Source organism: Alistipes sp. CAG:268, from assembly GCA_000434235.1.
Taxonomy (GTDB): Bacteria; Bacteroidota; Bacteroidia; order Bacteroidales; family Rikenellaceae; genus Alistipes; species Alistipes avistercoris.
The window spans coordinates 55,696-69,621 of sequence record FR891980.1; the positions used below are offsets into that span (position 1 = coordinate 55,696).

At 64.1% G+C, this 13,926-nt stretch carries 11 protein-coding genes; 4 read left to right on the forward strand and 7 right to left on the reverse strand.

The window, feature by feature from the left end; genetic code table 11:
• Both QZL63_RS03000 and QZL63_RS03005 read left to right on the forward strand, forming a co-directional pair.
• Positions 1–321: HAD family hydrolase (locus QZL63_RS03000; RefSeq protein ID WP_290585808.1), on the forward strand; the 321-nt coding region annotated here is incomplete at its 5' end.
• A 431-nt stretch (positions 322–752) separates the two neighbouring features.
• Positions 753–2,156, forward strand: a complete 1,404-nt coding sequence (locus QZL63_RS03005; RefSeq protein ID WP_022307854.1) for a DUF3667 domain-containing protein — start codon at positions 753–755, stop codon at positions 2,154–2,156.
• Positions 2,157–2,239: 83 nt separating this feature from the next.
• On the opposite strand, the gene QZL63_RS03010 is transcribed toward QZL63_RS03005, so the two are convergent.
• Both QZL63_RS03010 and QZL63_RS03015 read right to left on the reverse strand, forming a co-directional pair.
• Positions 2,240–5,083, reverse strand: coding sequence for a PD-(D/E)XK nuclease family protein (locus QZL63_RS03010; protein WP_022307855.1), 2,844 nt, complete (start codon positions 5,081–5,083; stop codon positions 2,240–2,242).
• Between the two features lie 98 nt (positions 5,084–5,181).
• Positions 5,182–5,961, reverse strand: coding sequence for a head GIN domain-containing protein (locus tag QZL63_RS03015; protein ID WP_022307856.1), 780 nt, complete (start codon positions 5,959–5,961; stop codon positions 5,182–5,184).
• 109 nt (positions 5,962–6,070) lie between these two features.
• Between QZL63_RS03015 and QZL63_RS03020 the strand changes: the two genes are divergently transcribed.
• Complete coding sequence (locus tag QZL63_RS03020) at positions 6,071–9,220, forward strand: UvrD-helicase domain-containing protein (protein ID WP_022307857.1); 3,150 nt, start codon at positions 6,071–6,073, stop codon at positions 9,218–9,220.
• A gap of 94 nt (positions 9,221–9,314) precedes the next feature.
• Entirely contained in the window at positions 9,315–10,205 is an 891-nt protein-coding gene (locus tag QZL63_RS03025; protein WP_022307858.1) for a hypothetical protein, read from the forward strand.
• A gap of 273 nt (positions 10,206–10,478) precedes the next feature.
• On the opposite strand, the gene tsf is transcribed toward QZL63_RS03025, so the two are convergent.
• The 5 genes from tsf to QZL63_RS03050 form a co-directional block, all read right to left on the reverse strand.
• Positions 10,479–11,309, reverse strand: a complete 831-nt coding sequence (gene tsf / locus QZL63_RS03030) for a translation elongation factor Ts (RefSeq protein ID WP_022307859.1) — start codon at positions 11,307–11,309, stop codon at positions 10,479–10,481.
• 95 nt (positions 11,310–11,404) lie between these two features.
• Positions 11,405–12,280: a 30S ribosomal protein S2 gene (gene rpsB / locus QZL63_RS03035; protein WP_022307860.1), complete on the reverse strand. Its 876-nt coding sequence runs from the start codon at positions 12,278–12,280 to the stop codon at positions 11,405–11,407.
• 179 nt (positions 12,281–12,459) lie between these two features.
• A complete protein-coding gene (gene rpsI, locus QZL63_RS03040) occupies positions 12,460–12,846 on the reverse strand; it encodes a 30S ribosomal protein S9 (protein ID WP_022307861.1) in 387 nt (128 codons plus the stop codon).
• Between the two features lie 5 nt (positions 12,847–12,851).
• The gene (rplM, locus tag QZL63_RS03045; protein WP_022307862.1) at positions 12,852–13,307 is read right to left on the reverse strand and encodes a 50S ribosomal protein L13; all 456 of its coding nucleotides are present in this window, start codon (positions 13,305–13,307) and stop codon (positions 12,852–12,854) included.
• A gap of 139 nt (positions 13,308–13,446) precedes the next feature.
• The gene (locus QZL63_RS03050; RefSeq protein ID WP_022307863.1) at positions 13,447–13,878 is read right to left on the reverse strand and encodes a DUF3592 domain-containing protein; all 432 of its coding nucleotides are present in this window, start codon (positions 13,876–13,878) and stop codon (positions 13,447–13,449) included.
• Between the last annotated feature and the right edge of the window lie 48 nt (positions 13,879–13,926).

Genomic DNA, 13,926 nt, shown 5'->3' on the forward strand with positions numbered 1-13,926 from the left:
TTCGACTCCGCGCGCCTGAACCGCCCGCTGTGGGAGTTCTGCCAGCAGTTCCGCGCCCAAGGCGGCCGCGTGTGGATCGTCTCGACGGGCAGCCGCGAGAACATCGAGCACGTCATGCACCACCTCGGCATCCGCGACGGCGTGGACGGAATCCTCTCCGGCCACGAGATCACCCGCAGCAAACCCCACCCCGACTGTTTCCTCGAGGCAATGCGCCGCGAGGGGGTCACCCCGCGCGAGACACTCATCTTCGAGGACTCCGAGATCGGCATCGAGGCGGCACGCCGCAGCGGAGCCTCCTATTTCGTCGTCAGGCTGTAACACACGCAACGGCCTCCGCCGCAGGGGCGGTCTCACCCCGAAGCATTCCCCGAAAAAGAGAACCGGAACCACCGCAGTCGTGCGGTCCCGGCCCGAAATGCGTCACCACCGGTCCGGGCGGTCGTCATGCCGCGGCGGCTTGGGCGGTTTTGGTTTCTTGTGTTTCTTGCCCGGTCGCTTCGGACCGTGGTGCGGAGGAGGCGGAGCCTCGTGCGGCGGACGGGGCGGACGGGGACCGGGAGGCCGATGTACGGCGCAGGATCCGAGGAGCAGTGCCGACAGGATCAGGCACAGGCTCCAGAAACGTCTTGTCTTCATGGTCGGTTCTCTTTTATGTCGAATGCCGCTTACAAAGATAACACGATTTTCGGAATTGCAAAATCCCGAAAAATCGTATCTTTGTCCCCGATTACCTTTTCCGATCGTCCGAAATGAAATCCACCGAGAGCACCACCCACGAAGAGGCCGCGCGCACAGCGAACACCCCCGCCGCGGAGTGCAGCATGAACAGAACGGATCCTGCGGCCGCATCCGCACCCGGCAACCCGCAGACACCCGGGACAGCATCCGCATCCGACGCATCCGATGCGGAAGGCACGGGCCGAAAGGAGGAGGAGTCACCCGCTGTACCGGCCGACACCGCACCCGGCTGCACGGCGAAGAGCCTCCGTACATCGCTGCGCGATGGGATCGAGCAGCGGCGCAGAGCCCTGGCGCGCCGGATCGAATACAACCGCCTGCGGCGCATACGCCGCCATTCGGTGCCGGCATATGTCCACTGCAAGAACTGCGGAGAGACGCTCCGGGGCATGTACTGCCACCGCTGCGGACAGTATGCGCTCGATCCGGAGCAACCCTTCTGGAAATACTTCAAACAATATTTCGAGAACGTCTACCAGTTCGACAGCAAGGTGTGGCAGACCCTCTGGCTCCTTTTCCGCCGCCCGGGCATACTGACCCTCGAGTTCATCGCCGGAAAGATCAATTCCTATGTCCACCCGCTGCGGCTGTTCATGTTCATCTCGGCACTCTTCTTCCTGGCCGTGGCGCTCTTCATCCCCGAGAATGTCGATATAGCGTTGGGACCCCGGGAAAAGCAGCTCTCGGAATTGCGCGATCCCGACGTGCTGCGGGCGCTCCAGGTCAGCCAGGGGGATGACGAGGACTACGACCTGCTGCGGAAGGACACGACCGTCTGGGTGGCCGGGGCGCGCGAAGAGTTCCGGGGGTTGGAGTCGATCGCCGGGGTGATCGACCGTCCGGGGCGCGACACGCTGCAGGTGCGCATCCCGGGATTTCTGCTCGAGGAGGGTTATCTGGTCTCCGCGCCCGGCGACTCGATCCACTGGAGCAGCAGCAGTCCCCTGCGCCCGGAATCCACCAAACAGGACAGCGAGGCCCAGGACCTCCGCCGCGAGATGGTCTACGCGCACATCATCGGCTGGTTCTCGAAGTGGCTGCCCGTGATCCTGCTGCTGTTCATCCCGTTCTTCGCCCTGCTGCTCAAGATCTTCTTCCATCGGCGGAAGATGTTCTACATGGGCCACTTCGTCACGGCGCTGCACCTGCACTCCGTACAGCTCATCCTGGTCTTCATCACGCTGCTCGGCGCACAGTGGATCGACCGGCCGGGCTGCTATGCCCTCCTGCTGCTGGGCTTCTACCTGCTGCACATGGTCTGCGTCTTCCACCGCGTCTACGGCGACGGATGGGTCAAGACCTCGTTCAAGGCGCTGCTGATCCACGGATTCTACATGCTCGTCATGTCGGTCGTCCTGCTCGGGCTCTTTATCTGGCTCATCCTCCCGCTCATGAAGGAGAACAACTGGTGGTAGCCGCCGCAAGGCGCCGAAGCCCCCTCGAAAAACGCCCCGCAATCCTCAGGGATCGCGGGGCGTCGTATTTCCGGCGGGAGCGGCTACCGCCTGCAGATGACGTTGAAGTCGCAGAAGGCGCAGGTGTCCGCATCGGCGCACTGGCGGAACGGGACGGCAGGGTCGTAGAGCTCTCCGAGCGTCTCGCCGACGAGTTCCTCGAAGCGTGCGGCGTAGTGCGAATAGGGGGCTCCCCGGAGGCCAAGTTCGCGGTCGATGAGCTGCGGCGAATAGTCCGGGCGGTTCATCGCCCGCACGTAGTAGAGTGCCGGCACGGCGTCGCAACCCTCCGTGCGGCGGAGCATCAGGGCATAGAGCAGCGTCTGGAGGATATTCGACAGCCGCTGCCTGCCCTCGCCCCGGAAGAGTTTCTCCAGCCCGTCGAATTCGAGATGGGCCGCACCGGTCTTGTAATCGACCACGCGCAGCGAGCCGTCGTCGAGACGGTCGATGCGGTCGGCGATGCCCGAGAAGCGCATGGTGAGCTGCCGGCCGGCCGATCCGAACGCAAAGCCGCACCCCACGCGCCGCTCCAGCCCGACGACCGTGAAGCCGTCGTGCGCCGCATCGTAGGCCATCACGCCGCCCCGGAGGTAGCGCGTCACGATATCCTTGACCAGCAACAGGTTGCCCGTATAGTCGGCCGTCGTGGCCTTCGGGTCCCGGAGGTAATGCTCGTTGATGGCCGCCTCGACCGCCGCGGGGACCTCGCCCGTGCGGACCAGTGCCCGGAGCGTCCCGCCCGGGTGCGCTTCGCCCTCGATACGGGCATAGAGCCGCTGGACAGCGGCATGGAGAATCGTTCCGAACATCGGGGCATCGACCTCCTCGGAGATCTCGTCGTCGGAGTCGAGCCGCGCCACGGAGTGGAAATAGAAGCGCAGCGGGCAGGCGACGTAGCGGAAGAAGGCCGTCGGAGAGAGCGACGCATCGCTCCCGGGATCGGTGAAGCGCAGCAGGCGGCGCATCACCCCCTCGTCCTTGGCCACCTCGATGGGGGTCGAACCGGCCAGGTTCACATCCACGCCCACCTCGATGCGGCGCAGCGGGAAGCCGCTCTCGTACTCGATCTGGCGGATGTAGCGGCTCGGTTCGCCGGTCGATTTGTCGTCGGCATGGGCGCAGTAGAGCATCCACACGCGGCTGGCACGCTGGATCAGGCGGTAGAAATAGTAGGCGTAGACCCCCTCGTGGTGTTCGGGTGTCGGCAGCGCATAGGCCGCCCGCAGGTTGTAGGGGATGAACGACGACTGGGCCATGTGGTTGCCCGGGAAGTTGTCGTCGGTCATCGAGAGGATCACGACGTTCTCGAAGTCGAGGTTGCGCGTTTCGAGGATACCCATCACTTGCACCCCCTCGAGCGGTTCGCCCTCATAGGGGATGCGCAGCGTCTGGAGGTGGCGGCGCAGCAGCGAGGCGAAGATCTCGGGCGTCGGGTCGATCGCACATTCGTCCAGCGAATTGCGCAGCCGTTCGAGTTCCTCGGCGATCACGGCGAGGAACTCCACGCGCTGCCGGGCGTCGTCGCCCTCGTAGGGAAGGCGCGCCACGGCCGCGACAACGGCGGAGAGCCACACGGCGAGGGCCCGCCAGTCGGCTGCCGGGACGAAGATCGTGCGCAGCAGTTCGTTGCGGCCGAGCCAGGCGCCATCGACGGCGATGCGCCGCTCCTGCACGATCTCCTCCTCGAGGCGGCGTGTCAGCTCGACGTCGCAGCCGGCCACGTAGGGATGGGACAGCAGGCCCGTGACATCGGTATGGTAGAAGGTCCAGCCCTCGCCGCGGCGCCTCCGGTGGGCCTGCAGTTCGAGCAGGCGCTCGACGAACGTGTAGGCCAGGCTGGCGCGCAGCGGGTAGCCCATCGTGACGTTCACGTGCCCGATCTCGGGCGGCAGGGCGTGCAGCAACGGCAGCAGCAGGTTCTCGTCGGTGAGCACCACGGCGGTCTCCTTGCCCAGCTCCCCGCGGGCAGCCAGCGAGCGGAGGATCGTGGCGACGTACTTGCACTGCACGGCGTTCGAAACGGCGGCCACCGCAGTCATCTCCTTCCCCACCGAGGCCATGTTGTCGTGTGAGAGTTCGGCCCGCGGCGGGAACTGCACGATGTTCTCGCGCACGAACATGCCCGCCTCCTGCTCGGGGCGATCCCTGTAGTAGGAGTCGTAGTCCCAGTAGAAGTCGGTCTCGGCAGCGGTCGAAAGGAACTTGAAAAGCCGCTTCTCGCACTCCGACAGGGCGTTGAACCCAGCCACCACGAAGCGGCGCGGCCCGTCGAACGAGAACGCCCCCTCGCGGATACGCTCGGCGGCGGCACGCTGCACCATGCCGTTGTAGGCGATGCCCAATGCGGCGAGCCGCTCGCGGAAGCGGCGGTAGATCGGGCCGAGCGTCCGCCAGATGGCCAGGAAACGGCGCTTCTCCTCCGAGAGGTCGGCCTCCTCGCCGAGCGACGTCCAGAAGGCGATGATCCGCAGCTGGGACGGCGTCAGGTAGGAGATATCGGCCTCGATCTCCTTGATATCCTCGATGTTGCGGAAGAGCATCGAGGCGTCGATCAGGTATTTGTCCACCGTGTCGAAGTCCGTGAGCAGCATGTCGCCCCAGAAGTAGAACCGGTCGAACGGCTCGTCGTGGTACTCCGAATAGATACGGTAGAGCTCGGTGATCAGCCGCAGGCGGTCACCGCACCGCAGGCCCGAGATCTCGGTCATCAGGTCGTCGATGGTCACCCATGCGGGCTGCCACATCGGCCGGTTCGCGATCCGCGCGAGGGCATCGACGAAAAAGAGCCGGGCGCGCCGCGACGGAAAGAGCACGGCACGCTCGGAAAGGGCCTCGCCATAGCGGGCATAGAGATCAGCGGCGACTTCGCCCAGAAAGGTCTTCATCATCCGATGGTTCGATTAGGCGCGGGGCCTGACGCCCCGCAAGATGCGGCCAAGGAGCCTCACGCAGCCGGGAGCCGGGGCTCCGGCCAAGGCCGCCCCTACTCCTCGTGGGCGATGCTGCCGCCCATGAACTTCTCGTCGGTACGCACGACGGCCGGATTACCCTTGTAGGTCACCACGCCGCCCGTCGAGGTTTTTGCCTCCAGGCGGTCGGTCACCTGCAGCACGACGCGCGACGACCCCGTGGCATTGGCCTCGGCCGACATCGTCTCCAGCTCGGCCGCACCGACCCGTCCGCCCGAAGCGTAGACGCGCATGTAGCGGGCCTTGCCGGTGAGCGTAGCCACGGTATTGCTGCCTGTGAGTTCGAGCGAGAGGTCGGCCACGTCGAGCGTAGCCTTGAGCTGTGCCGAACTGCCCAGCACCAGGTCGAAGAGCGTCGCACGGAACGGCGCGTCGAACGACACCGAAGCCTCCTGCACGGTGAGTTTCTGCAGCGTGTTGTAATAGACCGTCACGGCCGTCCGCTCCGCACGCCGCGAGTCGCGCCGCTCGGAGATGCGCAGCACGCCGTCGCGCACCTCGGCCCGGAACTTGGTCATCGTGGAGCCCTTCGTGTCGTAGACGATCTTCGGGGCCTCGGTATCGGGCACCTGCACGAGGAGAACATCGGCCGGAGCGGCGATCTCGACGGCCGTAAAGACCGGCAGCCACTGGCTTCCGGAACCGGCCAACAGGCTGTCGGCCGGCTGCATGAGCTCCGTTGCCCCGGCTGCAGGGCAGAAGGTTGCGGGATTGTTGTCGGCGGCGTGTACGGCCGCGGGCGATCCGGCGGCCAGCGCGGCCAGCACGAATGCGGCAAAGATCAGTCTCTTCATATTCGTTGCAATTTCGTTTCGTCGGTTTCAGTCCGGCTAAAATACAAAAATATTGCGAAGTTCGGGATTTGTTTCGTACATTTACTCACCAAAAACGAAATTTCGAGGAGTGAGAGCGAAGATTCTGAACGCAAGCGCCGGGTCGGGAAAGACCTATCAGCTGGCCTACAAATACGTCCGCGACGTCATCGACCATCCCCATCTCTACCGCCACATCCTGGCCGTGACCTTCACCAACAAGGCCACCGAGGAGATGAAGTCGCGCATCCTGAAGGAGATCCACACCCTCGCCTCGGGGGCCCCGAGTTCCTACCTCTCGCAACTGTGCGACGAACTGCGGCTCGACGAACGGAGCGTCCGCAAGCGGGCGGCCGAGGTCCGATCGAAGATACTCCACGACTACTCGCGCTTCACCGTACTGACGATCGACACCTTCTTCCAGCGTATCCTGCGCGCCTTCATCAAGGAACTGGGGCTCGACCTGAACTACAACGTCGAGATCGAAACCGCATCGGTGCTCTCCAAAAGTGCCGACACGCTCATCGACGAGATCGCCGTGGACGAGTCGCTGCAGCGCTGGCTCACCGAATTCGTGCAGGAGCGTATCGACGAGGGGCGCAAGTGGGACGTCCGCGACGGCATCCTCTCGCTCGCGGGCGAACTCTTCAAGGAGAAGAACAAGGCGACACTCGCGGCCGCACCCGCAAAGGAGGAACTCGGGCGTCTGGTGGCCCAGGCCACGGCCCGTGCGATGGCGGCACGCGAGGAGCTGCGCCGGACGGCCCGTGAGGCGGTGGAGGCGATCGAGGGCGCGGGGCTTACCGCAGCCGACTTCGCGGGCAAGAGCCGCAGTTTCGCCGGGTATTTCTTCGCGGTGGCCGGCGGCGAGGTGAAGGCACCGACCGACACGCTCCGCAAGCGGGCGGCATCGCCCGAGGGGTGGTGTGCCAAGGGATCGCCGGCCGAGCGGCTCGTGCCGCAACTGCGTCCCCTGCTGCAGCGGCTCTGCGACCTCTACGACCGCAACGTCCGCCACTGGAACACGTGCGACCTGCTGCGCGAGAACTACCGCAGCTTCGCCCTGCTGTCGGACCTCTACGCCCGTGTGCAGCGGCTCTGTGCCGAGCAGAACACGCTGCTGCTTTCGGAAACGAAATACCTGCTCTCGGAGTTCATCGGGCGCAACGATGCGCCGTTCATCTACGAAAAGGTGGGCAACCGCTTCGAGCGCTTCATGATCGACGAGTTCCAGGACACCTCGGCCCGTGAATGGGAGAACTTCCTCCCGCTGCTGCAGAACGCCATGTCCCAGTCCGGGGAGGAGTCGGTACTCATCGTGGGCGACATCAAGCAGTCGATCTACCGCTGGCGCGGCGGCGACTGGCGGCTGCTGCACGAGCGGGCCGCCGGCGACCTCGGCAGGGAAAACACCCGGGTGGAGGTGCTCCGCGAGAACTGGCGCAGCCTGCCGACGGTCGTGGCCTTCAACAACGCGGCGATCGACAGCATCGTCGCGACGGACAACCGGGAGCTCAACCGGCTGCTCGGCGAGGCGGCCGAACGGGGCGACATCGACCGTGCGGAGGCCGCCCGCCTGCACGACACGCTGGCCGACGCCTACCGCGACCAGGCGCAGCTGCCCCGCCGCAAGGCGGAACACGGAGGCTATGTCTCGATCGAGACGTTCGATTGCGAACCGCCCGTCGTCGAACGCATCTGTGCGCTGATCGACCGCGGATTCCGCCCGTCGGACATCATGATCCTCGTGCGGAGCGCCACGGACGGCGCGAAGGTTGCCGCAGCGCTGCTCGACTTCAAGCAGCGCAACACCGAGGCGCGCTACCGTTTCGATGTCATGACGCAGGAGGCGCTCATCGTGGGCAGCGCCCCGATCAGTTCGTTCGTGGCCGCGGCGCTCCGTCTGGCGCTCAACACCGACGACCGCCTGAGCCGCGCCGTCTGCAACCACTACCTCGGCCGGCCGTTCGACGCCCCGCTGTCGGACGACGAACGGGAGTTCTTCCACTCGATCCGCCTCGAATCACCCGAGGAGGCCTTCGAGCGTATCGTTATGCGGTTCGACCTGCGCAGCGACCGCAGCCAGATCGCCTACCTGCAGGCACTGCACGAGCAGGTGATCGCCTTCTGCTCGTCGAAGATCGCCGACATCGCCCTGTTCCTGCGCTGGTGGGACGAACAGGGACAGAACCGCTCGCTGAGCGTCGAGCAGAGCGCTTCGACGGTCGAGATCACCACGATCCACAAGGCCAAGGGGCTCGAGAAGCGGGCCGTGATCATCCCCTACTGCTCGTGGCAGCTCGACCCGAAGTCGGGCGGCGTGCAGAACATCGTCTGGGCCGAGGCCCGCGGCGACGGGGAGGCCGAGGCCATCGGCCGCTTCCCGGTCCGCTACAAACGTTCGATGGCCGAATCGGGCTTTTCGGCCGAATACTACCGCGAGCTGGTCTATGCCCATGTGGACAACGTCAATCTGCTCTACGTGGCCCTGACGCGCGCCGCCGAGTCGCTGCACGTATTCATTCCCCGGAAGACGGGGCACACGGTCGGGGCGCTGCTGCTCGGCAGCCTCCGCCCGGGCAGCGAGGGACAGGTCTTCATCGGAGAGACCGAAGGGCGCTGCCTCACGGACGAGCGGGGCGACCACTACCTCTTCGGCTCGTTCGAGGGCCCCGTGGCCGGAGGACGCAAGGAGTCCGATGCGGAACACGTCGTACTCGAAGAGTACCCCACGGCGCGCCCGGCACTGAAGCTGCGGCTCCCCTCGCAGCGCTACTTCGAGGAGGGCGGCAAGCCGGAACTCGCCCCGCGCAACCTGGGCATCCTGATGCACCGCGCCTTTGAGCAGGCCGATGACGTCGCGCAGGTCCGCGAGGCCGTGGCACACATGCAGGCCGACGGCATCCTCTCCGAAGAGGACGCCGCACGGCTGCGGCAGCGGATCGACCGGGCGTTCGAGCTCCCCGAGGTGCGCGAATGGTTCGACGGCTCGTGGCAGCGCATCCGCAACGAGCAGGAGATCATCGTTCCGGGAAGCGCCTCGACACGACGTCCCGACCGGGTGATGATCCGTGGCACGCGGGTTGTGGTGGTAGACTACAAATTCGGAGCGCTCGACGCCGACCGCCACCGCCGGCAGGTGGCCGAATACCTCCGCCTGCTCGCCGAAATGGGCTACGACCCCGTCGAGGGGTATCTGTGGTATGTGAAACTCGGCCGCATCGAACGGGTCGAGGGGTAATTCACCGCTCAGGCGGACCGGCCGAAGGTCCGGAGCCCCGGCGGAGATACGGCCGGCTCTTATCAGGCGGATCGCAGTAACGGGCGGGCCTCCGATGCAGACCGACGACCCGATGGACTACCGTATTGCCGACCTCCGCATCCGCATCCCCGGGGAGTGCCTTCCCGGCCCCCTTCACCCTGCCTTCTCGCCCTTTGCCGAGCCCGAAAACGGGACCCCGGCACTGCTGCTGCACACCGCCCGGCAAATCGCCGACGTGCCGGAGGGATGCTGTCAGGACCGTTTCCCGTGCATCGACACGACGACCGAATGCCGCTTCATCCGCTGGAGCGGAGGGATTCAGCTGGAGCTGTACGGCCTGCAGGAGGTTTCCGTCCGCTTCCGGCTGCCGGACGGAGGCCGTGAAGCCTGCACCGACTGTCGCCCCGACCGGCAGCCGTCGCAACTGCGCTTCGGGCTGTGGCTGCTCTGCAACGCGGCGGGCCTTGGACACGGGGTCGTGTCGCTGCACGCCGCAGCGATCAGCCATCGCGGGCAGGGCGTGCTCTTCCTCGGGGAGTCGGGGACCGGGAAAAGCACGCATGCCCGGCTGTGGTGCCGGCACATGGCCGCAACCGAACTGCTCAACGACGACAGCCCCTTCATCCGGCTCCAGCCGGCCGGCGCACCGCTGGTCTACGGATCGCCCTGGAGCGGGAAAAGCCCCTGTTACCGGCCGCTGCGGCTGCCGATCGCCGCGATCGTCCGGCTTGAGCAGGGACCCCGGAATATCATCCGCCCGCTCCGCCCGCTCGAAGCCGCCGGAGCCCTGCTCCCCTCGGCGCCGCCCTCCTTCGCCCGCGATGAGAGGCTGCTGGCAACGCTCTGCCGGATACTCTCGCAACTCATCGCGCAGGTGCCTGTCTACCATCTCGCCTGCCGACCCGACGCGGAGGCAGCGCGTCTTGCCTGCCGGACGATCTTCGGCAGCCTCCCCGACAAATGATCCGAAGCTCCGCGCCTTCTGCGCCGCATCTCCGCCACCGAGTCTGCCGCCGGGGCCTGCCCCCTGAACCGCATGCCGAGGACCTTTCCCCCGCCCCGACAGACTCGGGCCATTCGCGACACGCTACCTGTCGCACGCCGCAAGTTCCGGCCGGTCCCTTGCGCAGAGCGGCCGGCGGCCGAACAGGCATACGGCAGAAAAGAGAACGGGCGTCCGATTCGATCGGACGCCCGCTGTCTGGAACGTATTCCGGATCCTGCGACCCGGCGGAAACTACTCGCCCAGAGCGAAACGCTTGTAGGCGATAACCGTTGCCTCCTTGTCAGCCTTGTGGATGAACTCGGCGATCGTCTCCTTCTCGCCTACCACAGCCTGGTTGAGCAGCGTGTTCTCCTCGAAGAACTTGCGCATCTTGCCCTCGGCGATCTTCTCCAGAATGGCCTCGGGCTTGTTGGCGTTCTTCGGATCCTGCTTCATGGCCTCCACGGCGATCTTGCGCTCGTGCTCGATCACCTCGGCGGGGCAGTCAGCCTCCGAGATCGAAACCGGAGCCATGGCCGTAGCCTGCATGGCTACCGTGTGGGCAACCTCGGCGGGGACCTCCTTGTTGAAGCCGAGCACCGTGCCGAGCTTCTTGTTGAAGTGAACGTAAGCGGCGCAATAGGGAGCCTCGATGCGGGCGTAGTAGGCCAGCTCGATCTTCTCACCCGTCTGGCCCGACTTCTCGGTCACCATCTCCTCGACCGTGCGACCCTCGTCGTTCTTCGTGGCCATCAGCGCATCGCGGTCGGCGGCGTCGTTCTTCACGGCGACATCGAGCATGGCGTTGGCCGAAGCCGTATACTCGGCGTTCTGGGCTACGAAGTCGGTCTCGCAGGCAAGGCAGAGGATGTAAGCCTTCTGGCCGACGATCTTCGTAACGACCACACCCTCGGTGGCGGTACGGTCGGCACGCTTGGCAACCACGAGCTTACCCTTCTCGCGGATAATGTCCTGAGCACGCGCATAATCACCTTCAGCCTCCATGAGGGCCTTCTTGCAGTCCATCATGCCGGCGCCGGTCATCTTGCGGAGCTTCATCACATCAGCAGCTTTGATTTCCATAGTCTTGTATCGTTTTTTTCGTTATTTACTCGGTTGGTTTACCGGAATCGCGCCGGAACCCCCGACGGGATCCCGACGCGTTGTCCGGCAGTTGGTTATTCGGCCTGCTCGGCAGCTACGGCTCCCGGCTCCTCGAACGGAGTCTCGACAGCGGCAACAACCTCGGCAACGGCAGCCTCCTCAGCATCGACGGAGGCCTTCACGGCCTTCTTGATGCGGGGCTTGCCCTCCTTCTTCACGGCACCTTCGGCCTCAGCCTCCTGGGCCTCCTTCTCCTTCTCGAGCTTGCGCTCCTCCGTTCCCTCGGCGATGGCGGCGCACATGGCCTCTACGACCACGGCGATCGACTTCGCGGCATCGTCATTTGCAGGTATAACGTAATCAATGTCGGTCGGATCACAACAAGTGTCTACCATGGCAAATACGGGGATGCTCAGGCGCTTGGCCTCCTTCACGGCGTTGGCCTCCTTCTGCACGTCCACAACGAACAGTGCGGCCGGGAGACGCGTCAGGTCGGCGATCGAACCGAGGTTCTTCTCGAGTTTCGCACGCTGACGGGCGATCTGGAGTTTCTCACGCTTCGAGAAGTTGTCGAACGTACCGTCGTTCGTCATCTTGTCGATGGTGGCCATCTTCTTGACGGCCTTGCGTATGGTGGGGAAGTTTGTCAGCATACCGCCGGCCCAGCGCTCGGTAACGTAGGGCATTCCGACGGCTGCCACCTTTTCGGCAACGATTTCCTTGGCCTGCTTCTTCGTGGCGACGAACAGCACGCGGCGGCCGCTCTTGGCAATCTGCTTGATGGCAGCGGCTGCCTCGTCGATCTTCAGCACGGTCTTGTGCAGGTCGATGATGTGGATGCCGTTCTTCTCCATGAAGATGTACGGAGCCATTTTGGGGTTCCATTTGCGCTTCAGGTGACCGAAGTGCGCACCGGCTTCCAATAATGTATTAAAATCTGTACGTGACATTTTGATTGGTTTCGTTTGTTAATTTTAATTCTCTTTTCTTCAACCCTCCGGGTAGCGGGGGCTCCGGTCCCGGGGAGTTTTCCGCGGCGCGGCAACCGGGCGGTAATACGCAATATATAATATAGGTAGTCCTTCCGATTTGGAACCGACGCCGTGCTTGCCGAAATCCGGTCGTGCGATTAACGCTTGCTGAACTGGAACTTGCGACGTGCTCCGGGCTGACCGGGCTTCTTACGCTCAACCTCGCGGGGATCACGCGTGAGGAATCCGGCCTTCTTCAGCACCGGACGCATCTCGGCGTCGATCTCGCACAGTGCACGTGCGATGCCCAGACGAGCGGCCTCAGCCTGTCCCTTGATACCACCTCCGTCGAGGTTGATCGTGATGTCGTAGCTCTCGGCAGTGTTGGTAGCCAGCAGCGGCTGCTTTACCTGGAACTGGAGAATCTCGAGCGGGAAATAGGCTGCAAGCTCCTTGTGGTTGATTGTAATCTGACCCTTACCCGGCTTCACGAATACGCGAGCCACAGCGGCCTTACGACGACCTACGGTGTTTACAACTTCCATAACTCTTACTTAATCTCGTTTAACTTAATGGTCTTCGGGTTCTGGGCGGCGTGCGGATGCTCGGCACCGGCATAAACCTTCAGGTTCATGAGCAGTCTGTCACCCAGACGGGTCTTGGGCAGCATGCCCTTGACGGCTTTCTCGATGAGGAAAGTCGGTTTCTTGGCCAGATAGTCGGCCGGCGTAGCGTAGCGCTGTCCGCCCGGATATCCGGTGTGACGCGTGTAGACCTTGTCGGTCATCTTGTTGCCCGTGAGCTTCACCTTCTCCGCGTTGATGACGATGACATAGTCACCGCAGTCTACGTGGGGCGTGTAGCTGGGCTTGTTCTTGCCGCGGAGGATCTTGGCGATCTGCGAAGCAAGACGTCCCAATACCTCGTTCGTAGCGTCGATGACAACCCACTCCTTGGTTACCGTCGATGCATTGACCGAGATAGTCTTGTAGCTTAATGAATCCACTGTGTTTTACGTTTAAATTTAACTTGTTGTAATCCTTTCCCGCACATTGCGGGTGCGCAAAGGTACGAAAAAAAATTCACTCTACAAGCCGAGCGCAAGAAATTTGCGTTTCTCCGCGGTTTTTTCGCCCGGCGGAAGGTCATTCCGTCCGTCGGGGCTGCCCCTGTCGGGGGCGCAGGCCCCGTGAAAAGCGGACGTTCCCCTCTCCATCGCGCACCAGCGTGTGGCGTGCGGGGGCATCGGGGAGGTAGCGCACCCGCACCGAATCGCCCACCCGGGCCCGGACGAGCGGACCCGTGCGGCGGACCTCGCCTTCGTAGTTCTCACCACCGACGCTATAGGTGTAGGAGAAATAACCCACATCCTCATGGCGGATCGCCCGGTTGCGGTGACGTCCGGCCCCGGATCCGTGCTGCACGCGGCGTGTGAACGACGAGGTCAGCACAGCACCGGTCTCGACCCCCTCCGAGGCCAGGCGTCGGCTGATGTTCGCCAAGTGCAGCACGCCCCAGCCCAGCAGGGCCGCTGCGCAGACGACAATCGCCCAGATTCTTTTCGTGCGTGTTTTCATGTCACAGATAAAACGTTTTTTCGAATGAAAAAGAGGGCCGGCCGACGA